This window comes from Streptomyces sp. NPDC050658 (assembly GCF_044457025.1).
Classification (GTDB): domain Bacteria; phylum Actinomycetota; class Actinomycetes; order Streptomycetales; family Streptomycetaceae; genus Streptomyces.
This window is the reverse complement of sequence record NZ_JBITGM010000005.1, coordinates 79,780-102,612: the sequence shown is the minus strand read 5'-3', so window position 1 is coordinate 102,612 and position 22,833 is coordinate 79,780. Positions and strand designations below refer to the sequence as shown.

General features: G+C 67.1%; 18 protein-coding genes. 3 read left to right on the top strand and 15 right to left on the bottom strand.

Annotation, left to right across the window (positions count from 1 at the left end):
* Window positions 1-73 precede the first annotated feature (73 nt).
* The 13 genes from pheA to ACIBKX_RS18905 form a co-directional block, all read right to left on the bottom strand.
* On the bottom strand, window positions 74-1,015 hold the full coding sequence (pheA, locus tag ACIBKX_RS18965; RefSeq protein WP_363275243.1) for a prephenate dehydratase: 942 nt from the start codon (window positions 1,013-1,015) through the stop codon (window positions 74-76).
* Between the two features lie 164 nt (window positions 1,016-1,179).
* Window positions 1,180-2,718: a phenylalanine aminomutase (D-beta-phenylalanine forming) gene (locus ACIBKX_RS18960; RefSeq protein WP_363275242.1), complete on the bottom strand. Its 1,539-nt coding sequence runs from the start codon at window positions 2,716-2,718 to the stop codon at window positions 1,180-1,182.
* A 23-nt stretch (window positions 2,719-2,741) separates the two neighbouring features.
* Window positions 2,742-3,506: an alpha/beta fold hydrolase gene (locus ACIBKX_RS18955; RefSeq protein ID WP_363275241.1), complete on the bottom strand. Its 765-nt coding sequence runs from the start codon at window positions 3,504-3,506 to the stop codon at window positions 2,742-2,744.
* Window positions 3,507-3,986: 480 nt separating this feature from the next.
* Window positions 3,987-5,429 carry a DUF6177 family protein gene (locus ACIBKX_RS18950; protein WP_363275240.1) on the bottom strand — a complete coding sequence of 481 codons (1,443 nt, stop codon included), beginning with the start codon at window positions 5,427-5,429 and terminating at the stop codon, window positions 3,987-3,989.
* The gene (gene eccCa / locus ACIBKX_RS18945; protein WP_363275239.1) at window positions 5,426-9,445 is read right to left on the bottom strand and encodes a type VII secretion protein EccCa; all 4,020 of its coding nucleotides are present in this window, start codon (window positions 9,443-9,445) and stop codon (window positions 5,426-5,428) included. Before eccCa ends, ACIBKX_RS18950 begins: the two co-directional genes overlap by 4 nt.
* Complete coding sequence (locus ACIBKX_RS18940; RefSeq protein WP_363275238.1) at window positions 9,442-10,572, bottom strand: hypothetical protein; 1,131 nt, start codon at window positions 10,570-10,572, stop codon at window positions 9,442-9,444. The genes eccCa and ACIBKX_RS18940 overlap by 4 nt, the downstream gene beginning before the upstream one ends.
* 9 nt (window positions 10,573-10,581) lie before the next feature.
* Window positions 10,582-11,946 carry a type VII secretion integral membrane protein EccD gene (gene eccD / locus ACIBKX_RS18935; RefSeq protein WP_363275268.1) on the bottom strand — a complete coding sequence of 455 codons (1,365 nt, stop codon included), beginning with the start codon at window positions 11,944-11,946 and terminating at the stop codon, window positions 10,582-10,584.
* Between the two features lie 31 nt (window positions 11,947-11,977).
* Entirely contained in the window at window positions 11,978-12,268 is a 291-nt protein-coding gene (locus ACIBKX_RS18930; protein WP_363275237.1) for a hypothetical protein, read from the bottom strand.
* A gap of 99 nt (window positions 12,269-12,367) precedes the next feature.
* Window positions 12,368-13,246, bottom strand: coding sequence for an immunity 49 family protein (locus ACIBKX_RS18925; RefSeq protein WP_363275236.1), 879 nt, complete (start codon window positions 13,244-13,246; stop codon window positions 12,368-12,370).
* A gap of 16 nt (window positions 13,247-13,262) precedes the next feature.
* Complete coding sequence (locus tag ACIBKX_RS18920) at window positions 13,263-15,572, bottom strand: hypothetical protein (RefSeq protein ID WP_399375833.1); 2,310 nt, start codon at window positions 15,570-15,572, stop codon at window positions 13,263-13,265.
* Window positions 15,573-15,766: 194 nt separating this feature from the next.
* Entirely contained in the window at window positions 15,767-16,159 is a 393-nt protein-coding gene (locus ACIBKX_RS18915) for a DUF6507 family protein (RefSeq protein WP_363275234.1), read from the bottom strand.
* A 53-nt stretch (window positions 16,160-16,212) separates the two neighbouring features.
* Window positions 16,213-16,524, bottom strand: a complete 312-nt coding sequence (locus tag ACIBKX_RS18910) for a pore-forming ESAT-6 family protein (RefSeq protein WP_361461276.1) — start codon at window positions 16,522-16,524, stop codon at window positions 16,213-16,215.
* A 39-nt stretch (window positions 16,525-16,563) separates the two neighbouring features.
* Window positions 16,564-16,893 (bottom strand): hypothetical protein, encoded by a 330-nt coding sequence (locus ACIBKX_RS18905; RefSeq protein ID WP_363275233.1) that lies wholly within the window; start codon window positions 16,891-16,893, stop codon window positions 16,564-16,566.
* A gap of 857 nt (window positions 16,894-17,750) precedes the next feature.
* Between ACIBKX_RS18905 and ACIBKX_RS18900 the strand changes: the two genes are divergently transcribed.
* From ACIBKX_RS18900 to ACIBKX_RS18890, 3 genes are all read left to right on the top strand, one after another.
* Complete coding sequence (locus ACIBKX_RS18900) at window positions 17,751-20,195, top strand: restriction endonuclease (RefSeq protein ID WP_363275232.1); 2,445 nt, start codon at window positions 17,751-17,753, stop codon at window positions 20,193-20,195.
* A gap of 140 nt (window positions 20,196-20,335) precedes the next feature.
* On the top strand, window positions 20,336-20,782 hold the full coding sequence (locus ACIBKX_RS18895; protein ID WP_363275230.1) for a winged helix-turn-helix domain-containing protein: 447 nt from the start codon (window positions 20,336-20,338) through the stop codon (window positions 20,780-20,782).
* Between the two features lie 11 nt (window positions 20,783-20,793).
* A complete protein-coding gene (locus ACIBKX_RS18890) occupies window positions 20,794-21,354 on the top strand; it encodes an HD domain-containing protein (RefSeq protein ID WP_363275229.1) in 561 nt (186 codons plus the stop codon).
* Here ACIBKX_RS18890 and ACIBKX_RS18885 read toward each other — a convergent pair.
* Together ACIBKX_RS18885 and ACIBKX_RS18880 are read right to left on the bottom strand one after the other, a co-directional pair.
* Window positions 21,351-21,824 (bottom strand): NUDIX domain-containing protein, encoded by a 474-nt coding sequence (locus ACIBKX_RS18885; RefSeq protein ID WP_363275228.1) that lies wholly within the window; start codon window positions 21,822-21,824, stop codon window positions 21,351-21,353. The two genes, ACIBKX_RS18890 and ACIBKX_RS18885, sit on opposite strands and share 4 nt — an antisense overlap.
* Entirely contained in the window at window positions 21,824-22,591 is a 768-nt protein-coding gene (locus tag ACIBKX_RS18880) for a helix-turn-helix transcriptional regulator (RefSeq protein ID WP_363275227.1), read from the bottom strand. The genes ACIBKX_RS18885 and ACIBKX_RS18880 overlap by 1 nt, the downstream gene beginning before the upstream one ends.
* Between the last annotated feature and the right edge of the window lie 242 nt (window positions 22,592-22,833).

Here is a 22,833-nt window from a genome sequence, read left to right as displayed (position 1 = left end):
GACGGCGGAGAGCGGGGGAGGCCGTACGCCGAGAGGGCGTACGGCCTCCCCCCTGCCTGTATGTCTCTACGCGTCACACCCGCCCGGCGACGCACCGCGCGAGCCAGTCGGAGGCGGCCATGAACGTCAGCTGAGACAGCTCGTCGTCCGGTTCCGGGGCGCCGACGGCCTCCCCGGCCCGCGGGTAGGAGCCGAGGAACCGCACCTTGGGGAAGATCTGCTTCAGCCCCATCAGCGCCTCGCCGACCCGCCGTTCGGTGAGGTGCCCCTGGCAGTCGACGGAGAAGCTGTAGTGCCCGATGCCGCGGCCGGTGGGCCTTGACTCGATGCGTACGACGTTCACTCCGCGCGAGGCGAACTCCTGGAGCAGTTCGAGCAGCGCCCCCGGATAGTCGTCGGTGAGCCACACCGCGAGGGAGGTCTTGTCGGCGCCGGTGGCGGCGGTGGGCCGGTCGGGCCGGCCGGCGAGGATGAACCGGGTCTGGGCGTTGCCCCGGTCGTGGATGTCGGTGACCAGGGGCTCCAAGTGGTAGATGGGGGCGGCGAATTCACCGGCGAAGGCCCCGTCGTAACGGCCTTCCTGCACCATGCGCGCGCCGTCCGCGTTGGATGCCGCCGACTCCCAGACGGCGTCCGGCCGGTGTTCGGCGAGCCAGCGGCGCACCTGCGGCTGGGCGACAGGATGCCCGGTCACGGTCTTCACGTCGGCGAGCCGCGTACCGGGGCGCACGAGCAGCGCGAACGAGATGGGGAGCAGCACCTCGCGGAAGATCATCAGCGGCTGCCCGAAGGTGAGTTCGTCGAGGGTGGCGGTGACCCCGCCCTCGACGGAGTTCTCGATGGGCACGAGCGCGGCGTCGACCTCGCCGGCCCGCGCGGCGTCGAGGGCGGCGGGTATCGACATCATCGGAAGGCACTCGGCGGTCCGTGCTTCGGGGAGGGTGCGCAGGGCGGCTTCGGAGAAGGTGCCTTCGGGCCCGAGGTAGGAGAAGCGGGCGGGGGCGGCGGTGGTCATGGCGGCAACACATCCATTCGGAGGGGGGAGGGGGAGGGGGAGGAGTGGGGCGGGATCACGAAGAAGCCGTACGCCCACGAGCTGCGGACGTACGGCTTCAAGAACAGCCAATTAGGGCTGAGCCAGAACGTTCTGACGACTCCTCAGATGTCAGACCTCAGACCTCAGACAAGAATCTCCCGGGCGATGGCCTCGACGTAGTCGGTGATGGTGATGTCGTGATCGAGGTAGGGCACGAGCTCGCGGGTCCGCTCGTAGAGCGCGCGGGTGCTGCTGGAGAGCCCTTCGGTCCCTCGTATGTCCACGGCCTGGCAAGCGCACAGCAGCTCGAAGGCCACGACGTACGTGGCGTTGGTGAGGACCTCCCGGGCGCGCCGGGCGGCGACGAACCCGAAGGAGACGATGTCCTGGAAGTCGGCGGTGGAGGTGAGCGACTGGACGGACATCGGCACGGACATCGCGCGGGTCTCGGCGGTCAGCGAGGCGGTCATGAACTGCCCGCCCATGAGCCCGAGCCGCAGCCCCGGGTCCTCCCGGCAGAGGAAGGCGGGAAGACCATTGCTGTTGCTCTTGTCGAGGTAGCGGTCGACGCGCCGGTTGGCGAGGTTGGTCAGGGTGGTGAGGGCGATGACGAGATGGTCCATGGCCATCGAGACGTACTGCCCATGGAAGTGCCCGTTGTGGAAGACGTCCTCTTCGTCCGGGACGACGAGGGGGTTGTCGTTGGAGGAGTTCAGCTCGTCGGCGAGGGTGTCGCCGATGTTGCTGAGGGAGTCGAGGACGGGCCCGAGGATCTGCGGTGTGCAGCGCACCGAGTAGGCGTCCTCGATGGACTGCGACCCGGCCTTCACGGAGTCGTCCATCTCTTCGGACAGCAGCGCCTCGGTGTCCGCCTCCAGCACGGCGAGACGCGAGTCCCGCAGGGCCTCCCAGAGATAGGCGGCCACCTTCTGCTGCCCCTTGTGCGGCTTGAGGGCGTGGACGCGGGGGTCGAAGGGCTTGGTCATGCCGCTGAGACCCTCGACGGAGAGGGCGGAGACCTGCAGATACAGGTCGAAGAGCCGCTGGGCGCGCTCGAAGACGACTCCGCCGAGGCCGACCATGCCGGAGGTGCCGTTGATCAGCGCGAGGCCCTCCTTGAAGCTGAGCTTCATGGGCTCGATGCCGACGCGCTGCAGCGCCTCGCCGCCGGGCAGTACCTCGTCCTTGTAGCGGGCGCGGCCCTGCCCCGCACAGACGAGGGCGATGGCGGCCAGCGGCCCGAGGTCCCCGCTGGTGCCGAGGGACCCCTTCTCGGGTACGCAGGGGACGACGCCGGAGTTGTAGACGGCGATGAGCTTGTCGAGATTGGCCTCGGTGATGGCGGAGTTGCCACGGGAGAGCGAGACGATGCGGGCCAGCATGATGGCGCGCACGACGGTGTCGTCAAGGTGCGCACCGACGTTGGTGGCAACAGCGTTGATGAGGTTCTCCTGCAACTGCTGAGCCTTGGCGATGGGCACCAGGTGGTCCACGAACCCGCCCATGCTGGTGTTGACCCCGTACACCACGCGACCGTCGTCGACGAACCGCTCCAGCGTCGCGCGGGACTCCTTGACCCGCTGCCGTACGGTGTCGTCGATCTCCACCGGGGTGAAATTCTTCGCGGCGGTCTCGATCTGTTCCAGCCGGATCCGCCGGCCGACGGAGAGCGTCAGTGTCATGCTGTCAGTCCTCTGCTGGGTGATCATCGCGAACGCGAAACGGAAGACATCAGACGGGCGAGAAACGGAACGACCGTGGATTCAGGTGCGCTCAAATAGAAATGCCCGCCAGGATGCGTGTGGAATTCAAAAGTTCCGGTGGTGTGCCGGGCCCAGGCACGCACCTCGTCGAGGGTGGCCTTCGGGTCGCTCTCACCGACATGCGCGTAAATGGGGGCGGACACGAGCGGCCCGCCGGGGAAGCGATAGGTCTCGACGGCCCGGTAGTCGTTGCGGATGGCGGGCAGCGCCATCCGCACGATTTCGGCATTGTCGAGGACGGCGGAACTGGTGCCGCTGAGTGAGGCGACCTCGGCGATCAACTCCGCGTCACTGCTGAGATGATGGGCCTCGTCCCGGTACGTGTCGGGCCCCCGCCGCCCGGACACGACAAGGGCGATGGGCTGCACCCCACGAGCCTCGAGCAGCCGGACGACCTCGAACCCGAGCAGGGCACCCATGCTGTGCCCGAAGAGGGCGAGGGGCCGCTCGGTGAAGGGCATGAGCGCGTCGGCAACGTGCCCGGCCAGCGCATCGATCCGATCGACGAACGCCTCGGTACGCCGATCAAGACGCCCCGGATACTGCACGGCAAGGACATCGACATCGGGCGAAAGGGCCCGGGAAGCGGAAAAGAAGAAACTGGCGGACCCGCCGGCATGCGGAAGACACACCAACTGAGTCTCGGCATCAGGTGCAGGATGAAATCTCCTGACCCACTTGTCCGATTCGCCGACCTTGCCACTCATCAGCGCACACCTTCCGCATCCTCGGCACGGCCGTTACCGCTTCCCGTATAACGACTGAATGCGATGCTGCTCTTACGAGGGATGCCGGACAACCCCTAAGTGGGGTTATGAACCCCCTAACGGGCCCTGCGCATAAGGAATGTGACGGGTAATAGGTGGGGGAGGGGGAGAGGCCGGGTACTGACCGGGCATGAACCGGATGCGGACCGGGTACGGCTCGGGAGACGGTGGGAAGAGGTATCCCGATCAAGGCCACATCCGAACGGTTGTCCGCCACATAGGGGTCACATAGGGGTATTCGCCCACGACCCCCCTCCTCGACGATACGAGCAGGCCACGGCGCTGGCCGGCCGAGCAGGGAGAGGCACCATTCCCCCGGGTGCCTCTCCCCGACCGAAAGCCGAAGAAGAAGACCCCGCCCTCAGCGATCACCAACGATCATCAACGATCGGCTGAGGGTGGGGTCTTTTCCGGCGCTTGCTACAAGGCGCCCGATCCCGAGCCGGCCTTGAGGTGCTGGGCGAGCTGCTGGAGTACGGTCCAGGCTTCGCCGCCCGTGCCGTCACCGAGGGGGTAGTGGAGTGCGGGCCGCGCCGCGGGGCCGAGTTGGACGGGGCGCAGGCTCAGGGGCGGGCGGCCGGCGTGGGTGAGGCCGATGTCGTGTACGTCGTCCGGGCCGAGCGTGAAGGAGAGCGGGACCGGCGGTGCCTCGAAGCGGGGCGGGACGGTGAGGTCTCGGCGGGCGGCGCGGAGTGTGGTGAGCATGGAGGTCAGGCCGTGCTCGGTGGCGAGGGTCTCGGCCAGCGGGGCGACGGCGTCCAGGGGTGGGACCTCGTCGGCGTCATAGCCGAGGGCGAGGGTGATGTGCTCCTCGACGCCTGCCGGGGTGTGGGTGACGCGGGTGGTGGCGACGGCCGGGCGGTCGGGGGTGCCGATCGTGGTCAGCCAGGTGGGGGTGTTCTTCTGGGCGCGGGCGCGCGCCAGTTCGGTCAGCTGACGCCGGGACCAGGGCAGGGCGATGGGTTCGGCGGTGCACCATCCGGACGGTGGGGCGCCGGTGAGGGTCTGCCAGGAGGCTTCCAGGGCCCCGCCGAGCTGGAGCTCTTCGTCTGCGGGGTGGGTGGTGTGGAGAGAGAGGACCAGCTGGCGTTCTCCCGCGGCGTCCGAGGCGGGGTCGGGCTTGAAGGCCTCCGCGAGCCGGGGGCTCCCCTCAGCGGACTTCACTGGAGTGAAGTGACCCTGATCCCAGTGGAGTACGGCTCCGGAGAGGCCGTCGTAGTAGCCGTGATCGGGGTCCTGGACGACCCAGCGGTTGGGGTGGCCGTGCAGGGCAGTGCGGGTGGGGAGGGTGAGGCGGGTGTGGGGTGGGGTGACGATCTGCAGGGCCAGGTCGCCGGCGGCGGCGGTCTGCAGGGCGTCGGCCAGCCAGCTGGTCATCGCGACCACGGGACGGTCCTGGATGACGACCGCGGCCTTGTCGGTCAGGACGTCGACCGCGGGCGGTGCCGAGTCCGGCGCCGGAGTGGCGGTGGCGGTTTCGTGAGTGAGCGGGACGACGTCGGTGTGGGCCGCATCCGGCGGCCAGACCGTGCCGCCGAGTACGGCAGCCAGGCGTCCGGCGAAGGAGCCGGCGAGGCGTTCGCCTTCTTCCAGGGCGGTGGTGGCGCGGGCCTCGGTCCACCAGAACGGCCCGTCGGGGGCGGCCACTTCGGCGCCGAGCAGCCGCTGCGCCTCGCCGGGGACCCGGACGAGCAGGGGCGATTCGACGGAGACGAGCGGGCGGCCGTTCGGGGTGCAGAGCTGCACGACGGCCCCCTCGGCGACTGAGCCGATGCCGAGGTCGGGACCGCCCGCGAAGAGCCCGGCGAGCAGGGTGTTGATGTCGGGCATCTTGGGGGTGAGGGCGATGACGTCCTTGGTCACGGTAGCTGGGTCTCCGTGTCGGTCTCTGCTGCCTGTGCTGCCTCTTCGGCGAGGGCGGTCTGGATGAGTTGGTGGCGGCGGCCCCGGCGGATGAGGGTGCCGCGTCCTGGGGGTTGGGTGGAGGCGTACAGGCCGGGGAAGAGCTGGCCCTCGGTGCGGTCGCCGGTCATGAGGAGGGCTGTGGTGCCGGTTTCGCGCAGGGTGGTGAGGAACGGTTCGTAGAGGGCGCGGGAGGCTCCGGCGACGCGGCGGGTGACGATGAAGTGCAGGCCGATGTCGGGGGCGGAGGAGATGTAGGGCAGGAAGGGTGCCAGGGGTTGTTGGCCCGCGGTGGTGAGGATGTCGTAGTCGTCGACGAGGATGACGATGCGGGGGCCGGTGAAGGCGGGCCCGTCGGTGAGTGTGTCCGGGTCGGCGGTTTCCGGCAGGCGCTTCTCCAGCTCGCCCGCGATGCCGGTGGCGAGGGCGGCGGCGAGTTTGGCGTTGTGGGCGTAGCCGCCGCGGTAGGGCTCGGGGATGACTCCGCGCAGGCCGCGGCGCGGGTCGAAGACGCCGAAGACCAGGTCCTTGTCGCCGTGGCGGTCGATGAGCTGCCGGGAGACGAGCTTGAGCAGGTTGGTCTTTCCGCATTCGTTGTCGCCCAGGATCAGCAGGTGCTGGTCGGTGCCGAACAGGTCCAGGAGCGCGGGGGCGAGGGCGTCCTGGTCGACGCCGAGCGGTATGCGGGCGGGTTCGGTGGCGGGTGAGGGGAGTTTCGTGGCGGGCAGGGCGGTGGGCAAGACGCGTACGGGGGCGGCGAGTTCGCCGTGCCAACTGGCGCGCAGCGTGCGGGCGGCGCGTTCCAGGGCGGGGCCCAGGTCGCCGGTGGAGGGTCGGCCGTCGATGCGGGGCAGGGCGGTGTGGGCGAAGAGTTTGGCGTCGGTCAGGACTCGGCCGGGGGTGTCGGCGCTGAGCGTCTCGGAGAGCTTGCGGTCGATGCTGGAGTCGGAGGGATCGTTGAGCCGCAGCTCGACGCGGGTGCCGAACAGGGACTGGGTGGCGATGCGTACGTCGTTCCAGCGGAGCATGCCCGCCACGATGTGGATGCCGTAGCCGCTGCCCCGCTTGAGGAGATCGGCGACGGTGTCGTCCAGCTCGGCGAACTCGTCGCGCAGGGCACCGAAGCCGTCGATGAACAGCACGATGTCGGTGGAGCCCAGTTCAGTCAGCTTGCCCTGGGCACGCAGGTGGCGCAGCTGGTCGACGGAGTCGATGCCGTACTCGCGGAAAAGCTCTTCGCGCAGGGCGAGTTGGGCGCGGACCTCGGCGACGGTGCGGGCGGCGCGCTCAAAGTCGGCGCGCCCCGCGATCCCGCCCACATGGGGGAGGCCGGACAGCGCGGAGAGTCCGCCGCCGACCAGGTCAAGGCCGTAGACGGCGACCTGGTGCGGGGTGTGGGTCAGGGCCAGGGAGAGGGCGAGGGTGCGCAGCAGGGTGGTCTTGCCGGACTGCGGGCCGCCGATGACGGCCGCGTGGCCTCCGGCGACGGTCAGGTCCAGGACCCAGGGCTGCTGCCACTGCTTGGCCGGATCGTCGAGGACGCCCAGCGGCACGCGCATGGCGCCGAAGCTGTCGGCGAGGTGCAGTCCGCGCTCGGAGGCCAGGACGGGCCCGGCGGCCGAGTCGAGCGTGACGGCATCGGGCAGCGGGGGCAGCCAGATGCGGCGTACCGGAGGGGCGGCGGCGCACAGCTGGTCGACCATGGCCGTCAGGACGGTCGGGCCGGTCTCGCGCTCCCGCGTCGAAGGTTCTTCCGGCGCACCGGGATTGGCGTCCTGGCCCGTATTGAAGGTGGGGTAGACCCAGGCGAGAGGCTCTGCGTCCGACTGCTCGCGCAGGGCCGGGCCGCGGTGGGCGCCGGAGACGTAGCCCGCCTTGAAGCGTTCGTACGTGGACGTGTCGACCTTGAGGTAGCCGAAGCCCGGCAGCGGCGGCAGTTGGAAGGCGTCCGTGGTGTCCAGGACGGTGCGGGATTCGTCGGCGGAGAAGGTGCGCAGGCCGAGGCGGTAGGAGAGGTAGGTCTCCAGGCCCTTGAGCTTGCCGGACTCGATGCGCTGGCTGGAGAGCAGCAGGTGGACGCCGATGGAGCGGCCGATGCGGCCGATGGAGAGGAACAGGTCGATGAAGTCGGGTTTGGCGGTGAGGAGTTCGCCGAATTCGTCGATGACGACGAAGAGGTGGGGCAGGGCCTCCAGGCCGAGTTCGGGCTGCTTGGCGCGCAGAGTGGCGTAGTGCCCGATGTCGGCGACGTTCCCCGCGTCCTTCAGTACCTGCTGGCGGCGCTTGACCTCACCGGCCAGGCTGGTGTGGACGCGTTCGACGAGTCCGGCCTGGTTCTCCAGGTTGGTGATGACGCCTGCGACGTGCGGGAGGTGGGTGAAGGGGGCGAAGGTGGCGCCGCCCTTGTAGTCGACCAGGACGAGTGCGAGGTCTTCGGGGGAGTGGGTGGCGGTGAGGGCCAGGACCAGGGTGCGAAGGAGTTCGCTCTTGCCGGAGCCGGTGGCGCCGACGCACAACCCGTGGGGGCCCATGCCCAGTTCGGAGGATTCCTTCAGGTCGAGGAGCACCGGCTGGTGGCGGTCGTCGAGTCCGATGGGTACGCGCAGGAAGTCCCGCTCGCCGCGAGGCGACCACAGTCGCTTCAGGTCGAGGTCGGCCGGGTCGTCGATGCCCAGCAGAGTGGGGAAGTCGACGGGACCGGAGATGGGGGTGCCCTCGGTGGCGGACTCGGCCGACAGGCGCAGCGGGGCGAGCATGCGGGCCAGGCCCTCGGCGCCCGCGATGCCGACCGCGTCCGACGTCCCCGCGGCGCCGGCGTTCTCCGGCATCCGCAGGTCCTCGACCGTGACACGGTCGCCGTCGACGGTGATCCGCACGGACACCTGGTCCGGTTCGTGCACCTGCTGTTCGAGCAGATGCAGCACGGTCACGCCCATGCTGGTGAGGTCAACGGCCGTATCGGGGCGGGGTAGTTCGGTGGCCGTACTCCCATGACAGTCGCTGACGACCAGAAGCCGGTCGTTCATCCGCAGGGCGTTCTTGTCGGACAGACCCCGGCGGACTTCGGCGGCGTAGGAGGCGCGGCGGCGCAGGTCCGGGGCGCACTGCCGGGCGAGCTGCTCCAGGCCCGGCGCGATCCGCCGGGCGGCGACCGGCCCGTCGTCCTGCAGCGGATCGAGGACGTGCGGCAGCCACTTCACCCACTCCCACGCGGGCAGCTGGTCACCCGAGACCGCGATGGCGATGGCGACGTCGTCGGGCGCGTGCGTGACCGCGGCCTGGACCAGCAGGGCGCGCGCGACGCGCAGCACACCGTCCCGGTCGCCGATGACGCTGACGTTGCCGGCCCGGTCCAGCGGGGCGGTGAGCGGGAAGTCGGTGGCGGTGGTGAACCGGTGCTGCAACGCCCGCGCCTCGTTCAGCATGAACGGGTCGGGCGGGGTGAGCACGCCACTGCCAGAGTTCTGCCCGATCACCAACTGCTGTACGGGTACGTCCCCGGTACCGAGCCGCACCCGCAGAAAGTCCCTGTCCAGGCGTCGCCGCTCCCACAGCCGGGCGGGGTCGCGCACCAGGTCGTACAGTGCGGTCGGCGGCGGATTGAGAACCCGCGCCTGGCGCCGCAACTCCCGCTCGGCCGCGCCCAGTTCCTCGCGCTGTTCCTCGACGTACTCGAGATACCGCTCGCGCTGGGTACGCCGGGTGCGCTGGGCCTTGCCGCGCTGGGACAGGAACAGGGCCACCGCGCCAAGGAGGGCGAAGACGAGGACGATCGCGCCGACGGCGGCGAACTGGCTGTTGCGGATGACCGTCATCATCACGACCGAGCCCATGACCCCGGCCATGGGCAGGAGGGCGGTCGCGGCGTTGCCCAACTTGCCCTCGGGCAGGTTGGGCGGCGGCTCGATGGTGCGCTCGGGGGCGGCGGCCAGCGGGCGGCTGGAGCGGGCCGGGCGGTGGACGAGGCGGTGGGTCATCGCACCCGCACCGCCCGCCCCATCGCCTCGGCGGCCAGCTGGACGGCGGCCTCGCGGGAGTGCTGGCCGAGCATGCCGGTGTGGATGGGGCCTCCTTGGGCCAGATGACGGTCGTACGGGAGAGGCACCACGGCCACCCCGGTCTCCCGCAGATGCGCGGCGGCCGTCTTCAAATCCAGGGTCGTATCAGGGGAGTTGGCGGACAGCGCGACCACCGTGGTGGCCAGGGCCGAGTGCGGCAGCTGGGCCAGCCAGTCCAGGACCACGCGGGTGCCGCCGACGCCTTCGGCGGTCATCGGGGCGACGACGACACGGGCGTGGGCGGTGTCCATCGCGGTGCGGGCCACCTCACCGGGCAGGCTCTTGCAGTCGACGACCGTGACGGCGAAGTAGCGGCGCAGGGCGAGGGTGACGGTGCGGTAGGTGGATACGTCGAGGGGGGCGCCGACGCGTCCTTGGCTCGCGGGCAGCAGCCAGCCGCCGTCGGCGACCGGCACCAGATAGCCAGTGACGTCGGTGAGTTGCATGGCCGGGCTGAGGACGGGGGCGAGATCGGCGCAGGCCCAGCGCACGGACTCCGCACCCAGCCGGACCGGGAGGGTGCCGAGCGCGGCATCGGCCTCCAGGGCCAGTACGGGGTCGTGCCGGTAGTGATTGAAGGTCCGCGCAAGGAGCGCGGAGACGGTCGACTTGCCCACCCCGCCACGGATGGAGGTCACCGCGATGACGCGCCCCGTGGTCACGGGCTGCTGCACCTCGTGGGCGAGCCGCGTCTGCTCGGCGACCTCCTGACCGGCCGACGCGGTCAGCTTGCGCAGTGAGCGTCCGGTGCGCCGCACCGCGGAGTCGCCGTGCTGGGGGCGGCCCAGGGCGTGGGCCAGGCGGGGGTCGACGGTCGGGACGGATTCAGGGGTGGGCAGGGGGAGACGAGGATCGCGTGGCGCCGGGCGGACCGGAGCCGGTGGACGGGGCGTCGTCGGCGTGCGTTCCCGCTCCGGTGTGGACTCGGAGGCCCCCGGATGCAGCACGGCAGTGGACTCCGCCGAAACGGAAGGCCTTACCGGCGTAGCGGCCCCCAATTCCCGCAGTACGTCGCGCTGCCAGTCGCTGTCGCTTCCCTGAGCCATGCCACACCCCTACGCGAAGGTGCCGAGCAGTCGCCCGTACACACCGAACACCCCGATGACCAGCGGCAGCATCGCGATCACGCCGACCGACTCCAGGACGTCCCCGAAACGGCGAAGCCGCACCCGCACATGCTCCGGCGGCTGAACCGCGAGCACCACGAGGGGAATCAGGGCGAGCACGCCGAGCACGGCCAGCGGCCCGGCGGCAGGGGAGCGCTCCAGCCACACCACGACGAGTGCGACGACGACGACCGCGGCGGCGGCGAACAACGCGACCACCTCGGCGACGAGGGGGAAGGCCCGCGCCCGCAGCGCGAGCACGATCGCGGTGACCACGGCCAGCAGCACGGTCCACACGGTCGGCTCCCGCAGCACCAGCATCCCGGCGCCGGCGGCCGAGACGGCAAGGACCACCGTGGCGATCGCGAGCCCCCGATGGGTCGCGGCCAACGCGGCACCCACCCGATACCGGCTCACCGACGCCCCGCCCGAACGCCGGTCATCAAGCCCCGAAAGACCGGACGCCATCAGCGCGAGCCGGGGCAGCACGCCGAGCACGACGAGGGATACGAGGACGAGCAGCGAACCCACGCGGGCCTGCTCGGCCGCAGTCCGTGCCCCGTCCTGCAACACGACGGACGCCTCCCACAAGACGAGGCAGCCGAGCAGGGCCGCGGCCCCGATCAACCCGCCCCGCCCCAACGGGGAGAACCACCCCAGGAGGAGCAGCACCAGCACCACGGCCAGGCCAACCCCGGCCAACCGCATCGCACCGGACCAGTGATGGGCATCGGCCGACGTCCAGGCCCCGAGCGCTCCCAGGGCCCCGGCGGCGACGAGCAGCGTGGCGGAGAGCCCCCGCCGCTCCAAACGCCCCAGCACGACCCCGGCGACACAGGCCAGAACGGCAACACCCACCAGGGCGTTGCCCACGTCCCCCAACGCGAACTCGCCGCGTGCCAGCACTCCGGCGACGAGGGCCCAGAGGACGGTGGCAAGCCCGGCGACCACCCGCCGCGCGGTGGGCCCCCACTTCCAAGCCCGCACGTCCAGATCATCGGCGGCCTCATCGGCGACGTCGTGCACCACGGGCGCGGACGGCGCATCCTCGGCCCGCACCAGCCGCAGCACGGCACCGTCCGCTATCCCGGCGGACTCCAGCGTGCTGTCATGCGCCAGGGCCGAACCGTCCGCGGTGACCAGATGCCGCAACATGGGTCGACCGGCAGCCTGATCATCGAGCAGCCGCAACACTTCGGGAAGCAGCAGCCCGACCGGCTCCTGAGAGGGAAGAACAAGATCCACCCGCCGCCGCTCACCGACCAGAGTGACCCGGCTCAAGGCCGTACGACTCGTGCCGCTCGTGCGGCTCAACGGCCCCGCAGATATCACGCGTTCGAACCTATCATCGAGAGGAAGGTGTTATGGAGGGTGAGGGGGTCGGTGCTGACGGAGAGGAAGAAGGAACGGAGGAGCTGTAGGGGCTCTTCCCGATAAGCCGATGCGAAATGAACGACCACCCCACACATCCGGCACACAGCACTGCGGCAATCACGACTCCGGCGAACACTTTTCCCAACCGTTCATCGGCCGTTCGCCGCTGCCGCTGAGACCCGAACAACAGGGCATCCCGCAGTCGTCGACGCCGCACCGACACCGACTCCAGCAACTGACTGTCGTAATCCTGGGCTGCCACGTCATCCGCTTCTGTTGAGCCAATTCACAAACATGCGTCCGCAGGGCGGAAGCGAGTCAGCCATGCCATTCCGGCATGTGGCGAGGCCCCGCGGGTAGCTCAGGTGTCGATCTCGCCCGCCCAGGCGAAGTCCAGCAACGCCTTCGGCAGGTACTCCGAGTCCACCTCGATCGGGAAGCCTCGGTCGCGTGCGAGGCAGGCGATGGCGAGCGGGCCGAGGGCCACGTTGCCTTCGCTGCTCATGGCGCGGTCGTCGTCCCCGCTCCAGTAGGACTTGTGCCACTTGATCGCGTCCACGAGGGCTTCGTTGAACTGGGCGTGGTCCCCGCGCAGGTAGCGGTAGAACAGGATGATCGGCGGATACAGGACGAACGACATCAGTTCCTGGTCGGCGTGCTGCGCTGAATCCGGGCCGGTGCCGTCCACGGCGGCCACCAGGTGGGTGCTCACGCCCTCCTGCCCCAGCCAGAAGCGTTGGAGGGTCTCGACCCAGGAGTAGATGTACTCATCGAACGTCGCGCCCGACTCGCGTAGCAGAGCGACGGGAACCTGGGCCAGCTCGCTCAGCCGCTCGTTCTCACGGCAGATCAGTGCAAGGTAGAAGGCCTTGATCCAGGAGCTGGCGTTTACGTTCGGCTGGGTCCCGGTAGCGGGAAGGTGCCACTCCTTCTCCTTGATCCTGCACGTCACGGTGCTGCCTTCAGGCGCGGTGGCCATGGCGAACCGCGCGGAGCCCAGTTGCATGGCCGTGACCCACGCTTCCCAGGTCTCGAACTCCTCAGCGTCCGGGTCCAGCTTGCATCGCGTCTCGGCCAGGATCAGCGTCGTATCGAACACTCGCCGTCGGGACATGTCCGACCGCTCGATCCGCTCCAACATCTCGTCAGCACGCTTCGCGAGCCCTTTCAGGCCCGCTGCCGTGTCGATGTCGCCTGCAAGGCTGGCAGGGTACTCGTGGCGGGAAATGTGCGTAACCAAGGACCTTCTTCGCCTCTCATCCAATTTCGAAGTGCTCCAGCTTCGCACCAGCGTAGGTACCTGGGTTCTCCGTGGCCTTCACCATGACGTACTTCAGTTTCCCGGCTTCCAGGGCATCGGAGATCTCGTTCGCGATGTCGAGGTTCGTCACTGGATTGCCTGCGCTGTCCCGCACCACGTTCCCAGCGCTGTCTCGCGCCATGAGTCCCGACTTCCTTTCCATCTGGAAAAGGATCGTCTCGATGTACGGTCGTGTGCCCTGCTGAACCATCCAGCCCTCCGCATCGCCGGCCCCCTTACGCCAGATCGGTTTGGCCTTCGGCGCCTTGGCCTCGGCGATGACGAGCGTTCCGTCGTCGAGCCGGTACAGCTGGTCGAACATGTTCGCGCCGTTGGGCGTCTTCGGCAAATCGATCCACTGGGCGTCCGTGAAAGCCTTGGGGATGACGTGCCGCATGGCCGCCTGCTCACCGAGCGCCTCGGCTATCGAGCTGTTGTTGGGTCTTCCGGGCATCTGGGCGTCGAACGCGTCTTGCGCCTTGTTGAGCTCCGCCAGGTTTTTGGCGGAGGGATCTTCCTTGAACGCCCGCTCGGCATTGGTCAGGGCGTTGGAGACCTTGCGGTTCGATGCCGCCTCGTCGAGGTGGCTCATCTCACCGTCGGGAACAGAATCGCGCGTGAACGGACTCTTGGGGTCGAGCGTGCTCTTCGCGCCCGGCTTCGGGGGCAGCGAGTCCTTGGCTATCCAGCTGCCGTCCGAGTCCTTGGCCAGGATCGGCAGCTCATCCCCGTTCTCGTCGAGCGTCTTGATGCTCTTGCGGTGACCGTCGGAGCGGTAGTTCCTCTCGAACCAAGTCTGGTCCGGATCGTTCGCCTTCCTGATCTGCTCCGCGATGACCTTCTTCTGCTCTTCGGGAGTTCGTTCCCGAGCAGGCGGTTGCCCATCGTCGGCAGCTCCCGCGCCGTTGTCCGCCTGACTGCCCGGCGTGGCTGCGTCATCACCGACGCGGCCGAAATCGTCCGGCAGTCCGTTCCCCGCCCCGGCCCCGCGGCCACTGGGCGGTTGGGATCCGCCGGATGAACCGCGGGCGAGATCGTCAACACTGGTGCTGTGAGGCGAACCCCCGTGGCCCGCTTCCGGCGGAACATCCCTCCCCGCAGCGGCCGCACCCTCGGGCCCTCTGGCCCCGGCGCCCACCAACGCCGGTTCCCGCCGGCCCGGCGATCCCTCCGAAGCCCGCTCGGCTGCCGAGAGCTCCTCTGGCGCCGTGTCCTCGATGCGGCGGCCCTCGGCGTCGACCCGGATGAACTTGCCGTCCTCGACGCGGACCCTGGAGCCGTCGAACTCGAGGTCGCTGTGTACGCGCTGCAACTCCGGCGCGGCGTCAGCGCCGGTGCGGACGCGGGTGGTGAGGTCGGCGACGCTCGGCAGCTTGCTGAAGGCCTTGCCGCCCACCGTGAGCCCGGCGGAGAGCGGGTCGGCGTAGGTGCCGATCTTCGCTGCGACGCCGGCGGCCTTCGAGGCCGCCCCGGCCTTGCCGCCTTTGGCAGCAGCCCCCAGGGGGCCGGCGCCGAGCGTGAGGACGTTGAAGGTGGCGGTCCCCGCGGCCTGGACGGGGTGCTCCTCCCACTGGTCCCAGGCAACCATGCCCTTGAAGAACTCACGGGCGGCCGTCTTCTGCCGCTTCTCCGTGGCGCTCTCCTCGTCCGGGCCGATCGTGTGGTCCAGGGCCCAGTCGACGGGAGTCATCGTGTACTGGCCGATGCCGCTGACGACATCGCCGAGGCCGCTCCAGGCATCCTTGGCCGAGCCGCCGATGCCGACCAGGTGGCCCAGGCCTTCGAGGGCGGCCCCACCGCCACCGACGATGAAGCCGTCCCACACGTAATGCTTCACATGCCGGTGGATCTCCCACGCGTGGATGGACTCGCTGACGTGGCTGCCCCACGGCAGTTCCTTGGCCTGCTTGAGGACGTCGGCGTCGTAGCCGTACATCACGGTCTTCTTCGTCGCCTTGTGGCTGCCGTCGTCCTCGATGAACCTCGGGCCGCCCACGATCGCCGAGATCTTGGTCGCGGCCCTTCGCTCGGCCGCCTCGAAGGCGGTCTTGGTGACGGCGACGTCGTCCATGAGCTCGTTGTTGCGGTCGGTCTTGTCGCCGTCGTAATGCCAGTCCTCGTCGCCCTCAATACTGGCGACGAACGCCCTGGCATCGGCCTCCAGCGTCTCCAGACGCTTGGCTAGTGGGCGCGCCTCGCTGGAGAAGGTGTCCAGCGCGTCGGCCACCGTCTCCAGATCCGCGGCGAAGGTGTCGGCCCGGTCCATCACCGGCTGGGTGGTGGCGAACAGATCGTCGGCTTCCGGCGCGGTGTAGTACGCCCCCAGCATCTGGAAGCGGGAGTGCACATCGGCCCCGCCGTTGCGGATACCGATGGCGTCGCTGCGCAGCGCGGAAACGTCCTTGTCCAGCTGCTCGAAGTCACCGGTGAACTGCGGTATGCCCCCGGGCTCGATCATCTTCACTGGTCGGCGCCCTTCTTGCGGGCGTCGGCGAGAAGGGCCTTCATGTCGGGGGCCTTCTCTGCGTTGCGCTGCGCGGTCGCGGCCTGCTCCAGATCCCCGGCCACATAGTGATTGGTCGCCTCAACGGCCCCGTTCACCGACTTCGAGGCCCGAGCACCGAGGAAGAGCACATCCTCCCCGGTCCTGTCCACGAACAGCGCCATCGCGATACCGATCGGACCGACGGGGACGTCCCCGCAGTACCCCGAGCTGATGGTGCCGGCCGAGGTGGCCGCACTCTTGGCGTCGGTCCCGTACGCCTTGACGTCCTTGGCCACGTCGTCCATCGCCAGCCCCACCAGCGACGTCACCGAGTCCACCCCGGACGGCGAAATGTCCCACGCAGGCATGCCAAACCCCCTACTGATCCCCGTAATTCAGCCCAGCCGCTCTACGCCGTCAATCAGCCGATGTTGTCGACCGCGGCCCGCGCCCGCGCGAGCGTCGACTGGGCGGTGCCGTCGTTCTGCTCCAGCGTGGTGCGCACGAGGCGGATGATTTCGCGTACCTCGTTGGCCGCCTTGTTCCAGCGGACTTCCTTGCCGTGGTAGTCGTCTGAGACACCGTCGGCCTGGTAGTCGGCCATCGCGGCCTTCACCGCGCGGTCGCGGTCGCCGAGGACCCGCTCCAGCTGTCCGATGATGATCTGCAGTCCGCCCTGTACGTCGGCGGATGCGCCGGTGTCGTAGGAGCGGCGGTCCTGGTTTCCAGCCATGGTGAAATCCCCCTGAAAGCCTGAGAAGTGGTGTCCGGGTCAGCCGGAGAAGCGGGCGGCCTCGAAGTTGGCGGAGCCCATGTTCTGGTGGGCGTTGTCGGACTGCTCCTGGTCACCGGAGCCGAAGGCGGTGTCCATGCCGGCCTGGCCGCCCAGGATCGAGGACAGTGCCCCGTTCAGATCCGAAGTGATCTCGTCCGCACGCAACTTGAACGAGTCGAACGTCGCCTTGCCCGCCCCGTTGAACTTCCCCTCCAGCGGCTCGGCCGCCTGCACCAGCAGACTGATCAGCGTGCCCAGATCGTCGCTGGACCCCACGGTGTTCTTCCCCAGCACCGCAAGAGTCGTGTCCCCCATGTCGAACTTCACGAATCCACCCCCGTGTATCCCCAATTGTCCGCTGCGTAGCGGCAGTTCATCCGTCACAGCATGCGCATGCGCCACTCACGCCACGTAAGCGTATCGAACATACTGTCCCCTCGGGCGTTGCATACGCAACAGGATTGAAGGTCAAGTGGCCTGATTCACCTGATGGCTGACGGGGTGTGGCGCAGGGCGACGACAGGAAGCCCCGCTGACCTGGACCTGGGCGGTCCGCGGCGGGCGGTGGCCGGCCTCGCGTCTGGCCGGAACCGTGCCCCGAGACGCGCCGACACGTGAAGGCTGTATGCCCAGTGGCAAACGAACGTGCGCCCTGCCCTGGATCGGCAACGGTGGGCTGCAGTGGAAGCGACGCGGCAGTTCCGTGCCCGCCGAATCTGGGGCGCAGCCCACCAAGGTCACTACGTCGCCAGTGCGTGATCACCGGTAAGCGGCTTCCTGCGGCGGCATTCGCCTGGGCATACGCAAAGACCCCGCACTCAGCGAAAGCGCTGATGGCGGGGTCTTCAGGCACCTACTACAAGGTGCCCCCGGCAGGATTCGAACCTGCGCACACGGCTCCGGAGGGCATGCCCCTGTAGCTGGCCGGGGCGTTGCTGACCTGCGAAAACGTTCACTGACAGCTTCGCGAGACCGATTCCCTATCGCATACCGTGCACGGACCCGGTCTCCGCGGGGCATGCTGTGCTCGCATGAGCTCAGAGCACGCTGTGTGTCAGTGCTCTGTGGGTTCGTCGACGGGGGTCGGCTGGTAGCCCGTCCTTGCCGGCTGGCACAGGGATGAGAGTCGGGACGTTGGAGCGAAGCAGTGTGTGGCATCGGTACGCGGAGGGGGAGGGCGCCTAGTGACCTCACCTGACTACGACTTCAAGGACCTCTCCCCCTACGACTTTGAAGTGCTAATCCGAGACTTGCTCTCCGTGCATGAAGGTTTTCCGTTTTCTACATACAGAGTAGGTCCCGACGGGGGGATCGATCTCAAAGCCCGTAAGGATGGCCTGCTTCACATTGCCCAGTGCAAGCATACGCCGGACGCCTCGCGGGCAAGGTTGAAGAGTTTGGCAGCAGAAGAGCGGGAAAAGCTGTCACGATCCGAAAGCTCCATTCAACGGTATATATTCGTCACATCTGCGGACATCACTCCAGGTGTCGAGGAGGAGCTGCGGGCCGATTTTGCAGGATGTGCTGCGACGGTTGAGGTCCATGGCAGAGGATGGCTCAACGCGCTTCTTGCGTTGCATCCCAAGATGGAGCGCCGGCACTTCAAGCTGTGGCTCAAGTCCTCGGTTGCGATTAAGGAAATGGTTGCAGGAGGTGTATTTTTTCGGGGGCAGTCGAGAGCGCGACGCATTGAGCAGAATTATTTTCGCTTCGTTCATCATGAGGCCTGTGAGCGGGCAGATAAGGCACTGGAATCCACGGGCGTGGTACTCCTGACCGGTTCGCCCGGCGCTGGTAAGACCGCTGTCGCAGAGTACCTAATCTTGCAGTGGTGGAGGCGAGGGTATCGAGTTATTGTCGATCCACGAACTGTGGACAACTGGTGGGAGTGGCTCGAAGACGACACTCCGACCATATTCTTCTTCGATGATGCGTGGGGGCAAACTCGACTGCACGACCACGCTACCAGTCATCACGACAAAGACTTTGCTGAGTTCCTGACGTCGATTCTGGAGAAGAACGTCTCTGCGAATGGATTTGTCGCCAGAGGCAAGGTTGCTGTGGTAACCAGCCGATCGCAAGTGCTTCACGACACGCGGCGTTTCAGTGACGCCACGAGTATGCTGCTGGAGCATATGCCGACTTCGGTCGTCGCGGTGGAGCGCCTCACGTCAGAGGTGAAGTCGCGGATTCTCTTCAACCACGTGAATCTTGCCGTGCTGGACGAGTGCGCTAGGCGAGAGCTGGCGAATGGTGATTGGTGGAGGGCGGTATCCGCTCATCAAAACTACTCTCCCCGCATAGTTGAGCTTGTTACAGCTAGGCGTCATTTCACGTCGGGGCATCAGCTCGTCAAGGAACTTCACGACGCGCTCGACGATCCGCAGCAGGTTTGGCAAACATCGTTCAACACGTTCTCGCCCCTTGAGCAGCTGCTGCTGTCCACCCTTGCTGTCTCGGACTCGCAGGGGGTGAGGCGTGAGAGACTGACTGCGCGTCTCCATGACTATTCGCCAACTGAATTCTGGAATGCGATTAGTCGGCTAGTTGGCACATGGATTGAGCGCTCATATGTGAGTGGATACGATGTTTTTACTCTCGCTGACCCGAGTCAGCGAGATTTTCTAATCGGGCTTATTGCGCGTGAGTCACTCGTCTGTCTTGACTTGATCAAGCACGCCGATTCTTTCGATGATCTAAAGCTCATGTGCGATCGAGGGAGGGCGCCGGAGCTTGAGTATCAACCTTCTCTGTTTTCCCTAGAAAATGATTCTCTGCGGGCTTCTATGGACGAGTGTGCCCAGCCGCTTTTGATCTCAATGCGTATGATGTGGGATCGACGACTTGAGGGCGTCAATGTCGTCCCGAGGGGCGTACTCACTCTGCCCACGGATGTCTTTGTCGACCTGCTTTCTACATTTGCCGAGATCGTCGTCTATCAAGCAGACCGCTACGCCGGAAAAGAGGTGGGCGAACTTGCTCTTGACGGTTGGTTTGAGTTGAACATTGGTAAACTCATGGGCCTGCTGAGGGATACAGATCCGGGCTCGTTCCACGAGTCCATGGATGCGGTCCAGCAGATTTATCATGCGTTTCGAAATGTGACACTGTTTAGGGAATTTGAAGCTCCCTGGTCTTTCCATATTGAAGCGCTGCGGGGTGCAATCCGAGAGGTTTGGGGCACTTGGGATGCGGAGGATCTTCGGGTGTTCGGTCCAGGCGAGTACTGGACTGGTCTCGTCGATGTCCTTATAGAGTCCACGTACCTATTTGAGGATCTTGGATTTCATGAGGCGGCTGCTTCCGTATTTCACTTGGAGGCGCTCGATGAGGAACTCGGCTCTCGGATTGAGGATGCTCCAGGCGGATCTAATTGGGTGCAAATTCTTGATGACCTTGAGACGCTACTTGACAGTGTCCTGCCGGAGTCGCGGGGAGTTCTTCGGAGCCACCGTTTGCTTTACGAGGACGACCCTGATCCGATCGAAGATGAAGTTGCTTCACCGAGAGGAATCGTAACGAACGAGCAAGTGGACCGTGATGTGTCAACAGGGGCGGTCGAAGCGCTTTTTCGTTCTTTGGGTAACCCATTGACAGATGGTGCGGGAGCAGAGTGGAACGGCGGGTGAAGCACTTCGGGCTTCAGCGAGGAACCCTGATCACGGGAGTGATGGAGGGCTCGGAAACAACTGACGCCCCTAGCGTGGGAAGCTGGAACCGTACATTCAGCGCTGGAAGACGTTGGTGAGGCCGAGGAAGGGGAAGCCACGTGCCGCAGGCCAGTCCGCGAGGTACGTACTTGCAGGTATCTGAATCGCTGCGTCAGCAGATTGAGTCGGGGGACATCGGTGAGACCTTGCCGTCAGAGGCCGCTCTGATGAGCTCCCACGGGGTCTCCCGCAACACCGTTCGCCGTGCCCTCAAGGTGCTCGAAGCTGATGGCGTTGTTGTGTCGGCTCCGGGCATCGGATGGCGCGTCGCCCGGGGCGGTGACCAACGCTCCCTCGCTGAGAAGATGACAGACCTGATCGCCGAGGATTCGCTGTTGGCTGGCGACGCATACCCGTCCGAGGCGAAGCTGTGCGAGCGGTTCGGAGCCTCCCGGACTGCCGTGCGGCGTGTTCTTGCTCAGATGGAGGGAAACGGCCTGCTCGCCACCGTCCACGGCAGGGGGCGAACGGTGCGCGCCCTCCCGACGCCCACCATCCGGCCGTAGTCTTGGCCGCCATGGGACTGACTGAGTGGGCGTACTCGCTCTCCGAATCGCTGCTGTCCGATCCGCTCCCGCGCCGGTGGGCGCACTCGCTGGGGGTCGCAAAGCGTGCTCGCTCCTTGGGCCCGATCATGGGTGATGATGCCGAGTTGCTGGAAGCCGCTGCGGTGCTGCATGACATCGGGTACTCGCCGGCCATCGCCACGACCGGCTTTCACCCCTTGGACGGTGCGCGGTTCCTCCGAGACCAGGAGAAGGCAGACGAGCGGGTTGTTCGCCTTGTGGCCCACCACTCCTGCGCCTTGCTGGAAGCAGAGGAACGCGGGCTGAGGCAAGAGCTAGAGGGAGAGTTCGAGCTAGAGCGTCCGGACCTGGTCGATGCCTTGCTGTACTGCGACATGACGACGACGCCCGATGGGACGCCGACCACCTCGACCGAGCGGCTGAATGAGATCGTGCACCGGTACGGTCCGGACACGATCGTCGGGCGGTTCATCCAGCGTGCGGCCCCGGAGATCCACGCGGCGGCGAAGCGTGTTGAGGGCCGGTTGGCGCAGGTCTCTGCTGACAGTTAGCCGATGTAGGGCTCCCGCCGCGTGTCATCGAGACCGTGGCGGATGCGCAGCATCATCGACGGGTGAATGTCCAGCCCATCAAGGTCCGTTGGGTCGACCCAGCGGACCTCCTTTGACTCGCTGCTCGTACGCAGGGAGCCGCCGACTGGGTGGGCTCGGAAGCAGATGGAGAACTGCTGCCGGACTTCTCCGTCGTCGTACGCAAGCACGTGTTCAGGGTCGGTGTAGAGCCCCACGATGCTGTCTACTTCGACGTCGATGCCGGTCTCTTCCGCGACCTCACGGACGGCGGTGTCTCCGATGCGCTCGCCGATGTCGTGGCCACCACCGGGCAGTGCCCACAGATCGTTGTCCGTCTTGTGGATCAGCAGCAACCGCCCCGCGTCGTCTCGGACGACCGCGGTGACCGAGGGCACCACCGAGTTGGCCTGGGGGGCGTCCGGGTCGCGGAAGTAGTCGATGCGGCTCATCAGGCAGTGCCTTCCCAATCGGCAGGTGAAGAGATCGGGCGGGCTGATTCCCAGACCTTCTCAACACTCTCAGCGTAGGCGTCGAAGAGTTCACCGCCGGGCACGCGTTGCAGGTGCAGCACGGGGGCCATGTAGGCGCCGACGCCGTAGAGGTGCCCGTTGGCCAGCATCTCGTCATCGGCCCGGTAGATGGAGTTGTAGAGGGTCGTACCGTGCAGCCGGAACTCCACTCCGGGGAGGCCGAAGAGCGGGCCGTAGTTGATGAGGGCGTTCCGGATCTTGCCAGCCATCGCCGCGCCGATCCCTTCGTCCTCGCCGCGCACCGCCACGGCCGGCGACGTGGGCTCTCCCAGGATGAAGCGGATGGGCACTCCGTCGGCTGACTTCTCTTTCACGATGCGGTGGAACGACGCGTCTTCCGTGAGCCAGAACCCGGAGTACACCAACAGGTCAAACTGACGGGTCGCCTTGGAGTAGAGGTTCGTCCAGAGGTTTTGCATCACGACGGACCGGTGCGGATAGAGCCTGACCAACTCCGCGTTGCCAGCGGCCGCGACCTCAGCTGACGTGCGCTCATCCGGCCACAGGTACGACACCTCGCACCTCAACAGCGATGCTGTTGCGAACTGGAAGCGGCGATATGGCTTGCGCTCAGGTTCGTTGATCCATCGTTCGACCGTCTTGGCCGCGACCCCGAGTCGTTCGGCGACCTCATCGAGCGTCAGGCCCAAGTCCACTATCGCGCCGCGTAGTCGCTCGTTCGCCATGCCAACCTCCCACCTCTTGGGACGACTTGGTTCGACTTCACGGTAGCTAAGAACGACCTGAGCCGCGCAACCGCGAAGTCGAACGTCGTCGCTGCCGACGCCAGTCTGTAGGTACATCGAGCGCGAGGGGCTCGCAGACCTCCAACAGCCGAAGGGCTTGACGGAGCGAACCTCTCTCTGCAAGATGAGGAACATGTAATACATGTTCCTCTTGCTCGGGTCGCGTCAGCGAACCGAGCGGG